The following is a 16,613-nucleotide window of genomic DNA, read 5'->3' as shown; positions in this document are numbered from 1 at the left end:
AACCTCCATGAATGTCTTCTTCCTGAATGTCGGACGCCGCTGCGAGCTGGTCGAGGCCTTCGCCCGGGCGCTGCCGGCGGTGTCTCCCGGCCTGATTTGGGGCAGCGACCCGAACCCGCTCGCGCCGGCGCTGGCCGTCGTCGATCGCCGGATCGAGCTGCCCACGCCGATCGACAGCGACGCGTTCATCGACGCCTTGTGCGCGTTCCTCGTGCACGAGCGCATCGACCTGGTGATCCCCACGATCGATCCGGACCTCGTACGCCTGGACCGCTGGCGCGCGGCTCTGGCGGAGCGCGCGCCCGACGCGCGCCTGCTGCTGTCCCCGCCCCGGGTCATCCAGATCGCCCGCGACAAGCGCCTAAGCCGCGACGCCTTCGCCGCGCTCGGCGCCGAGGTGCCCGAGGCGGTCGACCCTTCCGCGCCGGACCTGACATTCCCGCTCTTCATCAAGCCGGCCTCCGGCTCGGCATCAATCGGGGCGGTCCGCGTCGAGGACGCCGATGAACTCCGCGCCCGCTTGGCCGAGACCGCCGACCCGATGGTCGAACGTCTGGTCGGCGGCGACGAAACGACGGTCGACGTCCTGCTGGACCTCTCGGGGCGCGCCCTGTGCGCGGTGCCGCGCCGTCGGCTGCAGGTGCGGGGCGGCGAAGTGACGCGCGGCATCGTGGAACGTTCCCCCGAGCTCGAGGCGCGCGCGATGGCGATCGCGGCAGGTCTGGGCTGCATCGGCCCGGTGACAGTGCAGTTCCGCAATCCAGCACCCGGACGCTGGGTCGCGATGGAGCTCAACGCCCGAATGGGCGGCGGCTTGCCGCTGGCTATCGGCGCCGGCGCGGACTGGCCGCGATGGATCCTCCAGATGGCCGCTGGACGCGAACCCTCCGTCGCGGCGGCGACGGTGCACGACGGCATGGTCATGACGCGCACGGACCGCTCGATATTCCTGCCACCGTCCCGGCTGTCGGTGCCGCGCGGCATCCCGGTCCCGCTGCCGCCGGTAATCGTGTTCGACATGGACGACACCTTGTATCCGGAAGCCGATTTCGTCCGCTCGGGCCACCGCGCAGTGGCCGAACGTGCCTGGCAGGACCTGGGCGTGGATATCGAACCCGAACTGCGACGCCGCTTCGCCGCCGGCCAGCGGGGCGACCTGATGAGCACGGTGCTCGCCGACCTCGGCATCGCCACGCCGGGGGACGACTATGTCGGCCGCGTGCTGGTGCCCGCGTATCGCGAGCACGCGCCGGCCATCCGCCCGCATGTCGAGACGATCCCCGTGCTCACCGAATTGCGCGCGCGCGGCCACCGCCTGGCCCTGCTGTCCGACGGCTGGGCCGAGGTGCAGCGGCGCAAGCTGGACACCCTCGGGCTGGCCCCCTTCTTCGACGAGATCGTGATCACCGACGAAATCGGCCGCGACGCCTGGAAACCTTCGCCACGCGGTTTCCAACGCATCCTGGACGCGCTGTGCGTGAGCGGCGACGAAGCGCTGTACGTGTCCGACAACCCGCTGAAGGACTTCGCCGGGCCCCATCAGCTGGGCATGCGCACGCTGCGCATCGTCCGCCCCGGGACCGAGCACGGCCAGGCGCTCGCGCCCGCGCCCGAACATCAACCGCAGGGCCTGGTGCGCTCGCTCGCCGAGCTGCTCGCGCCGGCTCGCGAGTGCCCCGCCCGCCTACCGACCACCCGACCATGAACCACTGGGAACTCGCCCTCGTCCTGCCCGGCGCCTCGCTGCGCGACGCCATGACAGCCCTCGATCGCGGCGGGCTGCAGATCACCGTCGTCGTCGACGGCGATCGCCGCCTGCTGGGCACCGTCACCGACGGCGACGTGCGCCGCGCGCTGATCCGCCAGGTCGGCCTGGAGGCCCCCGTCGCCGAGGCGATGAACCGCCAGCCCCGCACCGCCACGGCCGGCTCGACCAAGGAACGCGTGCTGCAGCTGATGGAGCGCCACCAGGTCTCGCAGATCCCGCTGGTGGACGCCGAAGGCCGCGTCGTCGGCATCGAGACGCTGCACGGCCTGCTGCACGGCAGGCGCCGCGACAACGCGGTGTTCCTGATGGCTGGCGGCTTCGGCACGCGGCTGCAGCCGCTCACCGACAACTGCCCCAAGCCGCTGCTCAACGTCGGCGACAAGCCCATCCTCGAGATCATCATCGAGAACTTCGTGCGCGCCGGTTTCCACCGCTTCTTCATCTCGACGCACTACCTGCCCGGGATGATCCGCGAGCACATTGGCGACGGCAGCCGCTGGGACATCGAGGTCCAGTACGTGCACGAGGACGAGCCGCTGGGCACCGGCGGCGCGCTGGGCCTGCTGCCGCGCGACGCGATCCGCGAGCCGATGTTCATGATGAACGGCGACCTGCTGACCAACCTCGACTTTAACAAGCTGCTGGACTTCCACGACAGCCATGACGGCTTGGCCACCATGTGCGTGCGTGAGCACGAACACCGCGTGCCTTATGGCGTCATCGAGGGCGACGGCCTGCGCATCACCTCGATGGTCGAAAAGCCGGCCTATCGCTACTTCATCAACGCCGGCATCTACGTGCTGTCGCCGTCGGTGCTCGACGGCGTCGCGCGCGGCCAGCGCATCGACATGCCGACGCTGCTGCAGCAGCGGATGGAGCAGGGCCAGCCAGTCAACATGTTCCCGGTCCACGAGTACTGGCTGGACATCGGCCGCATGGAAGACTTCCAGCGCGCCCAGTACGACGTCGCAGGGCTATTCCATGGCTGAGTCCCTGGTCGGCGCGCCGCGCCTGCTCGCGCTGGTCCCGGCCCGCGGAGGCAGCAAGCGGCTGCCGCGCAAGAACGTGCTGCCGCTGGGGGGGCGTCCGCTGATCCAGTGGTCGATCGCGGCGGCGCTGGAGAGCGGTGTCTGCGCTGACGTGCTAGTGAGCACCGACGACGAGGAGATCGCCGCGACTTCCCGTGCCGGCGGTGCGATGGTGCCCTGGCTGCGCCCGGCCGAACTGGCCACCGACACCGCCGGCAGCGCCGGCGTCATTGCGCACGCGCTAGCCTGGTATGAGCAGGCGCACGGCGCCGTCGACGCGGTGCTGCTGCTTCAGCCGACCAGCCCCTTCCGGAGTGCCGCAGCGATCCGCGGCGCCGTCCGCAGCTACTCCGACCAGCCCGGTCCGACGCGCCATCCGGTGGTCAGCGTCAGCCCCGCCGCGTCGCACCCAGCCTGGACCTTCGCCTGGCAGGACGGCGAGCTGCGCCCCAGCCTCGGCTGGGAGCCGCTGGCGCTGCGCTCGCAAGACCTGACCCCGGCCTACGCGCTCAACGGCGCGCTCTACGTGATCCCGGCCGAGGACGCCCGAACCGGCCACCCAATCGTGCGGCCTGGCGTCCTACCCTTCGTGATGACCGATGCTCGCGAGAGCCTGGACATCGACACCGCCGACGACTGGGCGCTGGCTTCGCACTGGGCAGACGCGCCCGGCGTCCGCTGAACCCGCCCGTTCCTCGTCCCCTTCCCACGCCCTTCATCGAACGCGCAGCCATGAACCAAAAAGTCGCTCTTATCACCGGCATCACCGGCCAGGACGGTGCCTACCTCGCAGAATTCCTTTTGGACAAGGGCTACGTCGTCCACGGCGTGCGCCGCCGCGCCTCGCTGTTCAATACCGCCCGAATCGACCACCTTTACCAGGATCCGCACCTGCCCGACACGCGGCTGTTCCTGCACTACGGCGACATGACGGACTCGTCCAGCCTGGTGCGCATCATCCAGCAGGTGCAGCCCGACGAGATCTACAACCTGGCCGCGCAGTCGCACGTGCACGTGAGCTTCGAGGAGCCCGAGTACACCGCCAATTCTGACGCCATCGGCCCGCTGCGCATCCTGGAGGCAATCCGCCTGCTGGGCCTGCAGAAGAAGACCCGCTTCTACCAGGCCAGCACGTCCGAGATGTATGGACAGGTGCAGGAGATCCCGCAGAAGGAAACCACGCCCTTCTATCCGCGCAGCCCCTACGGCGTGGCAAAGCTCTACGGTTACTGGATCACGGTGAACTACCGCGAGTCCTATGGCATGTACGCCTGCAACGGCATCCTGTTCAACCACGAGTCCCCCCTGCGCGGCGAGACCTTCGTGACGCGCAAGATTACCCGCGCGCTGGCCCGTATCAAGCTGGGCCTGCAGAGCTGCCTATACCTGGGCAACATGGACTCGCTGCGCGATTGGGGTCATGCGAAGGACTATGTCGAGGCCCAGTGGCTGATGCTGCAGCAGGACAGGCCCGAGGACTACGTCATCGCCACCGGCGTTCAGTACAGCGTGCGCGACTTCGTCAAGGCCGCGGCCAAGGAACTGGAGATGACGCTGCGCTGGGAAGGCAGAGGCGTCGATGAGAAGGCGTTCCTCGTGCACGCGGATGGCACGGAGCGTGTCGTCGTGGCGGTGGATCCGCGCTACTTCCGTCCGGCTGAGGTGGAGACGCTGCTGGGCGACCCCAGCAAGGCGAAGAAGCAGTTGGGCTGGGAGCCAAAGATCAGCTTCGAGGAACTGGTGCGCGAGATGACCCGTGAGGACTTGATCGCAGCTCAGCGCGACGAGTTGATCAAAGGCCACGGCTTCAAGGCGCTGAATTCGCATGAGTGAGTCCCGGCAAGATTGACGACGTCCCGCCACGATGGATACCCGCCGCCTGCTTTCCTCTGCCGCGATTTATGGATTGGCCGACATGGCTGTCCTCGTCGTGGGTGGCTTCCTGCTGCTGCCGATGTACACACGCAGCCTCACTCAGGCGGAGTTCGGTCATTTCGTCGCCGTTCGCGCCAACATCGATATCTTCACCTACCTGCTTCAGTTTGGCATCCCGTCGGCTCTGGGTCGCCTTTACTTCGACCACAGGAAGGCAGGCACGGAGCGGGAGTACATCAGCGCGCTGGTCTGCTTCTTCGGACTGCTGTTGCTGTGCACCAGCGCCGTGCTGGCATTGGCCGGCCGCGCGCTGTGGAGCGGGCTTTCGCCAGCGGTACCGATCATCCCCAATCTCCCGCTAAGCGTGGCCATCGGCGCACTCGGTTTTCTCAGCGCGATCAGCGTCATATGGTTGCGCATGCAAGGGCGCGCAATCGCGGTCGTGTCCTTGCAGGTCGGCGGCGCAGCGCTGATCGCCATCGTCGCCACGGTGATGCTGCAGTTTTTCCACTTGGGCCTGACCGGCATCTTGCTGGCATTGCTCGCGGGGTCGGTGCTGTCGGCCGGCGCGCTCCCAGTGATGCTGGGCAAGTCCTTCCGGCTGGCCCTGCCGCGCGCCTGGCTGGCTGAAACGCTGAGGTACGCTGTCCCCATCCTCGTCGGCTATGTCGCGTACTTCCTGCTCAACCGCGCCAGCACATTGATCCTTCAGCATCACGTGCCGGCAGAGGAACTGGCCGTCTTTGGCCTGGCGCAGCAGCTATCGATGGTGGCCGGCATCGCCTGCTCGTCGTTCGGCATGGCCCTGCAGCCGGCCGTCTACGGGGCCGAGGCTGACCAGGTGCCGCGCATGATCCATCGCGCCACTCGCATCCTGATGGTACTGATGCTGGCAGTGTGCGCGGCACTGATGATCTTCGCGCAGGAGATCTTTGCCCTGGTCGCACCACGCGGCTACGCGGGCGGCCTGACGCTCCTGCTGATCCTGGTGGCGGCCAACTTCAGCAATACCTTCACGCTGATGTCAGACACGGTGCTGCTCTACCACCGCCGCCCCAAGACCTCGGTAGCGGTTTCCATCCTCAGCGCAATCCTGGCGATGCTCCTCGGGCTGGTGCTGATCCCGGAACACCACATTCTGGGCGCGGCGGTCGCCACCTGCACCGCGTTTGCCGGCCGGATGCTGGTGAGTCAATGGATGGCACGCCGGCTTACAGGACAAAGCGACTTCCTCTTGATAGCGACATCGCTGACGGCGCTGGGCGCCATCGGCGGTGGTGCCCAGTGGCTTTCGGCACAGAGCTGGCCACTGGCGACGCTGCTGGCCGCCAAGTTCGCCTTCTCGGCTGCGCTGGCTGGAACGCTTTTTGTCATCCATCGAAGATTGTCAGCCCGTCATGCGTGACCTATCAGACCGCCCACCGGCGGACCTGCACCCCTTCTCCGCAGGAGCTTTGGCATGACCGCCAAGAAGAAGACCTTCAAGAACCTCATCGGCGAATGGCTCGGCATCAATCCACTGCGGTGGTCGGAAAGCGTGGGCCACATGCACGCGCTGGTGGACCAGACTGAGGCCCAACACGCGCGCAGTATCCGTTCGGGCTCGGAGCAGCGCACCATCGCTCTCGTGGTGACCGTGTGGCTCACGACTTGGGTGCCTTGGTATGCCGTACTGATGGGTCTGCTCCTGAGCGTGCGCGGCAATCGAGTCGTTTATATCCATGACGACCTGCCGTTCAGCGACGCGCCATGGGTCGCCTCGATCGTGCGCCACTTCATCCGTCGCGTGATGCGACGACTAGCCGCGCGCTACCAGGTGATCAACCTCTCGGACTTCCTCCGTGACGGCACCGCCCTCTCCGACGAAGCGCTCGTCCGGATCGCTCGGCTCGCCGAACTCAACGCCGTACATAAGCTGCGGGGTGAGACCTTGGCCGCAGGCCGATCGGCCTACGAAACACTGGTGCGTAAACAACTGCGCCGCGCCCTCCCCGCGATCGAGCGGGTCGTGAGCGAACACGACTTTGATGCCATCGTGATGCCTGGCGGCGTGTACGGAACCAGCGGCCTATGGATCGCTGCTGGGGAGGCGCGCGGCGTGCGCGTCTCTACCTACGATGCTGGCGCAGGACTGGTGTTGCTCGCCGCCCGCGGCATCGCCGCCCAGTTGCAGGACATACCGGCCGCCTTTGCCCGCGTAAAGCAGGACGCGGCTTCCCCGGCGCAAGAGGCTGTCATGCTGAACTTGGGGCGCGCCGAGATCGAGAAGCGCCACAACGGTCGCAGCGCCTTCAACTACCAACAAGCATCGGGTATCGCCGATCCGCTGGATCCTTACAAGGGTGCCATCCTGATCGCGTTGAACTCCTCGTGGGACCAGGCCGCCCTGGGCTTACACGTCGTCTTCAAGGACAGCACAGAATGGATCGTTGAGTCGGTGCGATGGATCCTCGAACATACAGACGCAAAGGTCGTCGTCCGCCAGCATCCGGCTGAGCGGTTCGATCTGGCCCGCACGTCGGACGACTACGGTGCGCTGCTGCGGAAGGCCGTCGGCGACCACGAACGCCTGTTCTTCATCTCCGCGGCGAATCCGCTCAATAGCTACGACCTGCTATCGGTGTCATCTGCCGTCCTCGCCTACACGTCGACTTTCGGTGTCGAAGCCAGCGCCCTGGGAAAACCGACCATCACCGCCTCGCGTAGCTACTACGCCGACCTCGGGTTCGTATGGTCCGCCAAGTCGCGCGAACGTTACTTCGAGTTGCTGGGGCAGGCCGCCCACGGGCAGTTGACGGTCACGCCGGCCATGTCGCGAGATGCGCTGCTCTGCTACTACACGACGCAGGTCTGCAACTGGAACTTCACCCATTTCAACCCAGTGAGCGATGATTTCTTCCTGCGCCCGTTAGCGGACCTGCTAGTCGCTCCTGACGTGGACGTGATCCTGTCCGTGCTCGAGACCGGAACGCCCTCGGCAGTGCTAAACCACGAGCACCAGCTGCGTCAACACCTGCCAACCGCTGACGCGGTCGCTCCTGCCTAAGGACCAGAGGAAATGTTCCAGGCCCTGAAGCGAATTGTGCGGCGCCATGCCCCCGCTCTCCTGCGCGAGCGGATCTCCTTGTGGCGTCAACGCGGACCGCTGGCGCTGGGCCAGGGATCTCACGTGCACCGGTCCGTACAGATCCTGGGGCGCCGCCATGTGTGGATTGGCGAGAACAGCGGCCTCTCTGAACGTTGCTGGTTGAATGTCAATCATCCGCTGCCAGGTGGCTACGCGATCACGATCGGTGATCACGCCTTCATTGGCCGCGACAATTTCATGAGTTCAGGCCGCTCGATCCGGATCGGTCACTACTGCCTGACCACGCTGGGTTGCAAGTTCATCTGCAGCACCCACATCGCGGACATCCGGAACTCACCGATCGTCACCACCGGCACGACCGGGGAGGACGAGATCCGAGTCGGGGACAACTGCTTCTTCGGCGTGAACGCCATGGTGCTGGGGAACGTTGAGATCGGTCACGGCTGCGTGATCGGCGCGGGTGCGCTCGTAACTTCAGATGTGCCACCTTTCAGCCTGGTCGTCGGCAACCCGGCCCGTGTGCTCAAGCGCTACAGCTTCCAGCGAGACGCCTGGATCGCCGTCGACGCCATGCAAGCAGGCGACTTGGACGATAACCCCGACGCCTCGACCTACCTCGCTCGGCTGCGCTCGACGCATCCGCAAGTGGACATGCCGTGGGTCGCCCTGGCCGCCGACCTGGGTAGTCTCTGAACCGGTATGCGGCAGACTTCCAATACCCCATTCCCGACAGTGCTCATCACTGGCGGCGCCGGTTTCCTCGGCCAGGCTTGCGCGAGACGCTTCCGAGTGGCGGGCTGGCGTGTCGTGGGCCTCGGCCATGGTCGTTGGACCGCCGATGAAGCGCGCGCGGCCGGTTACGACCGCTGGGTCAACGCAGGTGTGACGGCCGAGGCGCTGGAGGGCCTGGCAGATCTCGGCCAAGATCTGCACGCCGTGGCCCACTGCGCCAGCAACGGCTCCGTTCCGTACTCTTTGGAGCATCCGCTGGACGCCTATGAGCGCACCGTCGGCATCACCGCCGTGCTCCTGGACTATCTTCGCCGGCATGCGCCACAAGCCATGGTGCTCTATCCCTCCAGCGCGGCCGTCTACGGCGCCGCGCCGGACCGGCCGCTGCAGGAGTCGGACCCTCCCAACCCGGTCTCGCCGTACGGCTTCCACAAGGTGATGGTCGAGCAGCTGCTGGCCGCGCATGCCGCCTGCTTCGGCCAGCCGGCGGTCGCGGTGCGCTTCTTCTCCATCTACGGCCCGGGCCTGCGCAAGCAATTGCTGTGGGACGCGTCGGGCCGGCTGCTGTCGGGCGAGTCACCGCAGACCTTCTTCGGCACAGGCGAAGAGACTCGAGATTGGATCCACGTCGACGATGCTGCAGCCCTGATCCTGCACCTCGCCGACCGCGTCAAGGCAAAGCCCACCAGTCAGGCTCGCCTGGACCTTGTGAACGGCGCGTCCGGCAAGCGCGTGACGGTGCGCGAGGTATTGAAACGGCTTGCTCTCGCACTCGGCAGTCCCGCGGAGATCCGGTTCAATGGCACCGTCCGCGCCGGCGATCCACGCTTCTATCACGCAGCCGTCCAACGGATGCATGCCGCAGGATGGAGCCCATCGATCACGTTGGAACAGGGACTTGCGGACTACGCCCTCTGGGCGCGCAAAGCCCACTTACCTGCCCCATGACTGTCTCGACGCCTGTGTCCGCATCGTCCCAAGAACCGCTCCATGTCGGCTTCTGGTTTGACTTCGGTCTCGCCTACGCCGGCGGCCTGAACTATTTCCGAAACCTGCTGCATGCGTTGCACGCCGCGCGGCCGGCGCACGTGCGCGTCACGCTATTCATCGGCAAGGACATACCGGACCGGCTGCTGGCGGAGTTCCAGACCGTGACCGAAGTTGTCCAACTGGACATCCTCACCCGCGGCACCGTGCCCTGGTTCTTCCACCGGCTTGCCTACCGCGGCCTGCGTTGGCAGGTGTTCGTCGAGCGCGAACTCCGCCGCCACGACGTGGACGTCGTGTCGCACCCGTCAATGGTGGAACGCCTGAGCCCGCGCTTCCGGCTGATCTCCTGGATCCCTGACTTCCAGTACCTGCACCTGCCCCACCTCTTCCCGGGTCTGAACGTCGAACGCCGCAGCGCCGACTTGCGCGCGCTGCACCGCCACAGCGACGCGGTGGTCGTCAGCAGCCTGGACGCGCACAAGGACTTCGCGCAGGTGATGGGCGTGGCCGACCCGGCGCGGACCCACGTGCTGCCCTTCGTCTCGCAGCTCCACCTGGGCCCGACCAGCGCCGAGGCGACACGCGCGCTGCTGGACAAGCACGGCCTGCCGGAGCGCTTCTTCTTCCTGCCCAACCAGTTCTGGGCCCACAAGAACCACCGGGCCGCCTTCGAGGCCGTCGCCCAGCTCAAGCGCGAAGGCCTGGACGTCACGCTGGTGTGCACCGGCTGGATCAAGGACCCGAACGGCAACACGCTTGCCGACGACGCGTTGCGTGTGCGCGAGGCGCAGGGGCTGGAGCAGCACGTCCGGCTGCTGGGCAGCATCGACTACGCCGACGTACAGGGCCTGATGCGCGCCTGCGTCGCAGTGGTCAACCCGTCCTTCTTCGAGGGCTGGAGCAGCAGCGTCGAAGAGTCCAAGTCGATGGGCAAGCCGCTGATCGCCTCGGACCTCGCCGTGCACCGCGAGCAGGCCCATCCCCACGCCGCCTATTTCGATCCGAAGGATCCGTCGGCGCTGGCCGCGCTGATGCGCCAGGCCTGGCAATCGCTGCCCGGCGGCGTGGACGAGCCCGCCGAGGCCACCGCTAGAATCGCGCTCCACCGCCGGACAGTCGAGTTCGGGCAGCGATATCTGCAGATCCTTAGGACGGTGGCCGATGCGCCGCGAGCTCCCCGTTTCACTTCTCGCTGACCGTCTTTCCATGTCCCCCGACCTTGGCTTCGTCGTCCTGAATTACGTCAACCACGACGAAACGGCGCGCTGCGTCGACAGCATCCTCGCCCTGGCGGGCGACGCGCCGGTCATCGTGGTCGACAACGCCTCGCCGAATGGCGCGTTCGACGTGCTGGCGCGGCATTTTGCCGGTCACGCCCGCGTCACCGTGCTGCAGTCGGGTCGCAACGGCGGCTATTCGTCGGGCAACAACGTGGGCATCCGTGCGCTTAGGGAACGGGGCATCCTCAATGTCGTGATCGCCACCAGCGACACGCGCGTGGAATCGCCCGATCTCGTCGCCCGCTGCCTGGCCGCGCGCGACGCCGGCATCGCCGTCGTGGGTCCCTATGTGCGTGGCGACGAACCCGGCTCCGACAACCCGATGCTGCCGCGGCTGACCTTGCAGTACATCGCGGCCATCCACTTGGGCAAGCTCTGGACAGCGCTCAAGGGAATCGCGATGCGAACGGTGGTCAAACCGCGTCCAAGCCGGTCACCGGATCCGGCCGCAGCGGACGCGCCGGGTGCAACGGATGCGCGGGACGGGCTCACCGACGTCTACATGGTCCACGGCTGCTTCCTGTTCCTCTCCGAACACTACCTGCATGCCTTCGGCGAGCTGGACGAGGACATCTTCATGTACGGCGAGGAGGACCTGATTGCCTTCAACTGCGTCCGCCGCCGCCTGCGCGTGGTCTACGACCCGCGCATGGTGATCTATCACGGCGATGCCAAGAGCACGAGCCCGGGCGAATTCCGCCTGCGCGCGGCTGCGGCGTCGATGGCCAAGCTGCGGCGCAAGATGCGCGTCGGACCGCTGATCCATGCATACCTCCGTTCTCACTGATATGCCGCGGCCGGCGCCGACGACGGCACTGCGACTGAAACAGCTGCTGCTGCTGGCCGCTTGCGGTTCGCTGGGCTTCTATCCGCTTTTGGAGCAGTTCATCGCGCCGGTGTTGGCAATGTCGTTCGCACTGGCCGCCATGGTTGCAGGCGCGGGCCTGCTGCACCGCCGGCTGCGCATGCCGTCCACCTTCATCCTTGGCATCTGGGCATCGCTGCTGATCGTCTACGTCGGCTGGTGCGCCGTCGCGATCGTGCACGGCAACGTAGGGCAGTACATCGTCACGGACTCTGCGGGCTTCCTGCTCTACATCGGCGTCCTGCCTGTGCTCTACCTGCTGATCCGGCAGAACGACCTGCAGCACTCGTTCTTCCAGATCATTGAACAGCTGTCGATGGTGATCGCCGTACTCAGCGTTGTGCTGGCGGTGAGCTTTTTCGTACTCTTCGGTCCGGTCGAGGCGGACTCCCTGCTGCTTGTGAACGCCTTCCTGAAAGGTCTTGGCCTGTCCTGGAAGGTCGACAGCAACTCCGGCGCGCTAGGCCTGTACACCAACGTCGCCCACCTGATGATGCTCGGCCTCGCGCTGTCGCTGTATCGCTTCTCGCTCGCGCGGCGCCGACGCGAGCTGCTGCTGGTCCTGCTCTACCTGGTCGCGCTGCTGCTGGACGGGCGTCGCGCGCTGGCCATCGCGGCCATCTTACAACTGCTCATCGCTGCCCCTCAGCTGCTGGCCATGCTGAAGCCGGCCCAGCGGCTAAGACTGACGCTGGGCGCCGTCGCGCTATCCACGGTGGCCGTCGTCGCGAACCTAGACTGGATCCAGCAGCGCTTCGAGTTCACCGACTCGGACGTGTCCTCCGCGGCGCGCTTCGAGCAGATTCCTCCCCTACTGGACAAGATTGCTGAGCATCCCATCCTCGGCGGGGGCTTCGGCACCTACGCCTCGCTGCGACGAAGCGACGAACGTCCATTCAGCTACGAGGTCGACTTTCTGGCCACCCTCATGAAGCTGGGCTTGATAGGCAGCGCACTTTATTTCGGCAGCTATCTGTTCGGCGTGATGCAGGCGCGCCGCATCCGCGATCCGCTGGGCCTGTTCCTGATGTCGGCGGGTTTACCGTTCTTCTTCTACATGGGTACGAATGGCAATCAGGCGATGTCCACCGACAGCGCCGTGTTCCACATCTACCTGTTCCTGCTGATCGCCTTCGCCTGCGAACAGCGTCGCGCGCCGGCCGTGGCTGCAGGTGTTGCGTCTCCGGGGTCGGCGCCCGATCCCACCGTGCCTGTCTTACAGACCGCCGCACTACCGCATACGCTCACTCCGACCTGAGCCGCCCCCAAGTCATGCAGACCGTCCTGATCTTTGTCCCCAACTACTTCCCCGGCTACATGTCGGGCGGCATCGCGCGCACCGTCCTCAACACGGTCGAATGGCTGGGAGACGAGTTCTCCTTCCTCATCGTCACCCGCGATCGCGACCTGGGCTCGGACCAGCCCTACGACGTGCGCCGAGGCGATTGGGTGCCAATGGGTCGCTCCCGCGTGCGCTACCTCGCACCGGAGGAACTGGGGTTGTCCGCACTGGCCGATTTGGTCAACGGCACGCCCCACGACATCCTGCACCTCAACAGCTTCTTCGATCCGGTCTTCACCATCAAGCTGCTGCTGCTGATGCGCCTGGGCCGCATTCGCCCATCCCGGGTCGTCATGTCGCCGCGCGGCGAGTTCGTCGAGGGCCCGCTGCAGATCAAGTATGCGAAGAAGAAGCTCTACATCGAGCTTTCCCGCCTGGCCGGTTTCTACGGCGGCGGCATGCAATGGCATGCCTCCAGCCCGCACGAGGCGCAGGGCATCGTCAACGCCATGCGGCTGCCGGCGTCCCGCGTGCGTTCGGCCATCGACCTCCCGATCCGCGAAGCCGTCGTCCTGGCCCCCCAGTCGCCGCCGCAGGAACGGCTGCGCGTGGTGTTCCTATCGCGGCTGACGCGGGAGAAGAACCTGGACGGCGCGCTGCGTATCCTGCAGCAGGTTCGTCGCCCGATGGACTTCGACATCATCGGCCCGCAGGAAGACCCTGCCTATTGGTCCGAATGCGCCGCGCTGCTGCAGCAGCTGCCGGCGCATGTCCAGGCCCGCTACCTCGGTCCGGTCGCGCCGGAGGAAGTCTTCCAGCACCTGGCCGGATATGACGTGTTCCTGTTCCCGTCGCATGGCGAGAACTACGGCCACGTCGTCGCGGAATCGATCACCGTTGGCACCCCGGTGCTAATCAGCCAGAACACGCCCTGGCGTGGCCTTGCCGTCGACGGCGTGGGCTGGGACCTCGACCTGGCCGACACCGCCGCCTTCGCACAGGTGCTGGACGATCTTGCCAGCCAGACGCCCGAGGCCCGTGCCGCAGCGCGGCCGGCGATCCAGCAGGCCGCCGCGGCGCGTCTGTCGGACCCCGTCGCGCTCGAGCACAACCGCACCCTCTACTCGACCATCTGAATTCCTCCAGGGACCGTCCGTCATGTCACAACAGAACTATCGTATTTGCGCCAACTGCATCATGGACACCAGCGATGCCGGCATCACCTTCGATGCCCGCGGCTGGTGCGACTACTGCAACAACTACTACGACAACATCCTGCCGAACTGGCACACGGACGAGCGCGGCCAGGCCGAGATCGACGCTATGGTCGCCAAGATCAAGAAGGACGGAGAAGGCCGCGAGTACGACTGCCTGCTCGGCATCAGCGGCGGCGTCGACAGTTCCTACCTCGCTTATCTCGCCAAGGAGAAGTTCGGGCTACGCCCGCTGATCTTCCATGTCGACGCGGGCTGGAACTCGCAGCAGGCGGTGCACAACATAGAGCGCATCGTCGACGGCCTGGGCCTGCACCTGCACACCGAGGTGATCAACTGGCAGGAGATGAAAGACCTGCAGTTGGCCTACTTCAAGGCCCAGGTGCCTCATCTCGACACGCCCCAGGATCACGCCTTCTTCGCCACGCTCTACAACTTCGCGGCCAAGCACAAGATCAAGTACATCCTCAACGGCGGCAACTACTCCACCGAGTGCGTGCGCGAGCCGCTGGAGTGGGCGTATCACGCCTCGGACCTGGTCCAACTGCGCGACATCCATTCGAAGTTCGGCACCCGGCCGCTGAAGACCTTCCCGCAGTCGGACATCTTCACCTACAAAATCTACTACCGCTACATCAAGGGCGTGCAGGTCTGGCGCCCGCTGAACTGCGTGCCTTACATCAAGGACGAGGCGATGCAGCTGCTGATCGACAAGTTCGGCTGGCAGAAGTACGCCCACAAGCACTACGAGTCGCGCTTCACCCGCTTCTACGAAGGCTACTGGCAGCCGACCAAGTTCGGCTACGACAAGCGCCGCGCACACTTCTCCAGCCTCATCCTCACCGGGCAGATGACCCGGGACGAGGCGTTGGAGCGCATCGCCAAGCCGGCCTACGACGAGGCAACCATCGCCACCGACTTCGAGTACATCGCCACCAAGCTCGACATCTCGGTCGAGGAACTACGCGCGCTGCATGAAGGCCCGAAGAAGAGCTGGCGCGACTACAAGTCGCGCAAGAGTCTGATCGATGTGGGCACCAAGGTCATGCGCGCGGTTGGCATCCAGCGGGGCATCATCCGATGATAAGGATCGTGGACTACGGGCTGGGGAACATCCTGGCTTTCCAGAACATGTACAAGCGGCTCAACGTGCCTGTTGGGCTGGCGAAGACGGCAGACGACCTGTCCGACGCGACGCGCCTGATCCTGCCAGGCGTCGGCGCCTTCGACCATGCGATGGAGGAGCTCGATCGCTCCGGCATGCGCGCGCGGCTGGACGAGCTGGTGCTGGATCGCAAGATGCCGGTGCTGGGCATCTGCGTCGGCATGCAAATGCTGGCCGAGCGCAGCGACGAGGGAAAGCTGCCCGGCCTGGGCTGGATCCCTGGCGAAGTGAAGGGTTTCAAGGGCTTGAACCAGCCCGACCTGCTGCTCCCGCACATGGGCTGGAACGACGTACAGCCGACCGCCGGCCATCCGCTGTTCAAGGAACTCGAGGCCGATGCGCGCTTCTACTTCCTTCACTCGTTCTACTTCGAGTGCACGGACCCCGCGCATGCCGCCGCCGTCTCGAGCTACGGCAAGGACTTCAGCTGTGCTGTCAGCGCCCGCGATATCTACGGCGTCCAGTTCCACCCGGAGAAGAGCCATCATTTCGGTGCTCAGCTCCTGAAAAACTTCGCGGAGCTCTGACATGCTGCGTCCCCGCATCATTCCCTGCCTGCTGGTCCACGACGACGGACTGGTCAAGACCGTCAAGTTCAAGGATCCCAAGTACGTCGGCGATCCGATCAACGCGGTCAAAATCTTTAACGAGAAGGAAGCGGACGAGCTGATCGTCCTGGACATTGACGCCACCGTGCAGGGTCGCGAGCCCAACTTCCGCCTGATCGCGCAGTTCGCCGCCGAATGCCGCATGCCTCTGTGCTACGGCGGCGGCGTGCGCACCGTTGAGCAGGCCAAGCGCATCATCGGACTGGGCGTCGAGAAGGTCGCGCTGAGCGCCGCCGCGGTCGAGGACCCGACGCTGATCTCCCGCATCGCGGCCGAGGTGGGCAGCCAGAGCGTGGTCGTCGTGCTGGACGTCAAGACCAGCCTGTTCGGCAAGCAGGAGGTCTGGACCCACAACGCCCGCAAGAACAGCGGCAAGTCGCCGCTCGAGCTCGCCAAGGAGGCCGAACGCCTGGGTGCCGGCGAGGTCGTCATCAACTCGATCGACCGCGACGGCCAGATGAAGGGCTACGATCTGGCGCTGGCCCGCAAGATCCGCGAAGCCACCCGGCTGCCGATGTCGGTGCTGGGCGGCGCGGGCTCGCTCCAGGACATCGGCGCGCTGATCAAGGAATGCGGCGTGGTCGGAGCCTCCGCGGGCAGCTTCTTCGTCTTCAAGGGCCAGTACCGTGCGGTGCTAATCAGCTATCCGACCCCCGAGCAGAAGGACGAGTTGATGAACGCCACTATGCCGTCGCGCATCGCGCACGCATGATGGTGC

General features: G+C 65.9%; 15 protein-coding genes. All 15 read left to right on the top strand.

What is annotated here, in order from left to right; translation table 11 throughout:
• Window positions 1-7 precede the first annotated feature (7 nt).
• Genes ACG02S_RS17855 through ACG02S_RS17785 form a run of 15 tightly spaced genes read left to right on the top strand, consistent with a single transcriptional unit; the run spans window position 8 to window position 16,607 of the window.
• Window positions 8-1,705, top strand: coding sequence for an HAD-IA family hydrolase (locus tag ACG02S_RS17855; RefSeq protein ID WP_394471828.1), 1,698 nt, complete (start codon window positions 8-10; stop codon window positions 1,703-1,705).
• A complete protein-coding gene (locus tag ACG02S_RS17850) occupies window positions 1,702-2,757 on the top strand; it encodes a nucleotidyltransferase family protein (RefSeq protein WP_394471827.1) in 1,056 nt (351 codons plus the stop codon). Before ACG02S_RS17855 ends, ACG02S_RS17850 begins: the two co-directional genes overlap by 4 nt.
• Complete coding sequence (locus tag ACG02S_RS17845; protein ID WP_394471826.1) at window positions 2,750-3,478, top strand: acylneuraminate cytidylyltransferase family protein; 729 nt, start codon at window positions 2,750-2,752, stop codon at window positions 3,476-3,478. The genes ACG02S_RS17850 and ACG02S_RS17845 overlap by 8 nt, the downstream gene beginning before the upstream one ends.
• Window positions 3,479-3,528: 50 nt before the next feature.
• Window positions 3,529-4,629, top strand: coding sequence for a GDP-mannose 4,6-dehydratase (gene gmd / locus ACG02S_RS17840; protein WP_394471825.1), 1,101 nt, complete (start codon window positions 3,529-3,531; stop codon window positions 4,627-4,629).
• Between the two features lie 31 nt (window positions 4,630-4,660).
• A complete protein-coding gene (locus tag ACG02S_RS17835) occupies window positions 4,661-6,076 on the top strand; it encodes an oligosaccharide flippase family protein (RefSeq protein WP_394471824.1) in 1,416 nt (471 codons plus the stop codon).
• Window positions 6,077-6,130: 54 nt separating this feature from the next.
• Window positions 6,131-7,717, top strand: coding sequence for a capsular polysaccharide export protein, LipB/KpsS family (locus ACG02S_RS17830; protein WP_394471823.1), 1,587 nt, complete (start codon window positions 6,131-6,133; stop codon window positions 7,715-7,717).
• 12 nt (window positions 7,718-7,729) lie between these two features.
• Complete coding sequence (locus tag ACG02S_RS17825) at window positions 7,730-8,452, top strand: acyltransferase (protein WP_394471822.1); 723 nt, start codon at window positions 7,730-7,732, stop codon at window positions 8,450-8,452.
• A gap of 6 nt (window positions 8,453-8,458) precedes the next feature.
• A complete protein-coding gene (locus ACG02S_RS17820) occupies window positions 8,459-9,439 on the top strand; it encodes an NAD-dependent epimerase/dehydratase family protein (protein ID WP_394471821.1) in 981 nt (326 codons plus the stop codon).
• Complete coding sequence (locus tag ACG02S_RS17815; protein WP_394471820.1) at window positions 9,436-10,677, top strand: glycosyltransferase family 4 protein; 1,242 nt, start codon at window positions 9,436-9,438, stop codon at window positions 10,675-10,677. Before ACG02S_RS17820 ends, ACG02S_RS17815 begins: the two co-directional genes overlap by 4 nt.
• A gap of 10 nt (window positions 10,678-10,687) precedes the next feature.
• Window positions 10,688-11,548, top strand: coding sequence for a glycosyltransferase (locus ACG02S_RS17810; RefSeq protein WP_394471819.1), 861 nt, complete (start codon window positions 10,688-10,690; stop codon window positions 11,546-11,548).
• Complete coding sequence (locus ACG02S_RS17805; protein WP_394471818.1) at window positions 11,526-12,884, top strand: O-antigen ligase family protein; 1,359 nt, start codon at window positions 11,526-11,528, stop codon at window positions 12,882-12,884. Before ACG02S_RS17810 ends, ACG02S_RS17805 begins: the two co-directional genes overlap by 23 nt.
• A gap of 14 nt (window positions 12,885-12,898) precedes the next feature.
• Entirely contained in the window at window positions 12,899-14,044 is a 1,146-nt protein-coding gene (locus ACG02S_RS17800) for a glycosyltransferase family 4 protein (protein ID WP_394471817.1), read from the top strand.
• Between the two features lie 22 nt (window positions 14,045-14,066).
• Window positions 14,067-15,206, top strand: coding sequence for an N-acetyl sugar amidotransferase (locus ACG02S_RS17795; RefSeq protein WP_394471816.1), 1,140 nt, complete (start codon window positions 14,067-14,069; stop codon window positions 15,204-15,206).
• Window positions 15,203-15,814: an imidazole glycerol phosphate synthase subunit HisH gene (gene hisH, locus ACG02S_RS17790; protein ID WP_394471815.1), complete on the top strand. Its 612-nt coding sequence runs from the start codon at window positions 15,203-15,205 to the stop codon at window positions 15,812-15,814. The genes ACG02S_RS17795 and hisH overlap by 4 nt, the downstream gene beginning before the upstream one ends.
• A gap of 1 nt (window position 15,815) precedes the next feature.
• Window positions 15,816-16,607, top strand: a complete 792-nt coding sequence (locus ACG02S_RS17785; protein WP_394471814.1) for an AglZ/HisF2 family acetamidino modification protein — start codon at window positions 15,816-15,818, stop codon at window positions 16,605-16,607.
• Window positions 16,608-16,613 lie beyond the last annotated feature (6 nt).

This window comes from Pelomonas dachongensis (genome assembly GCF_043555865.1).
Taxonomy (GTDB): domain Bacteria; phylum Pseudomonadota; class Gammaproteobacteria; order Burkholderiales; family Burkholderiaceae_C; genus Pelomonas; species Pelomonas dachongensis.
This window is presented reverse-complemented; position numbering and strand designations above follow the sequence as displayed.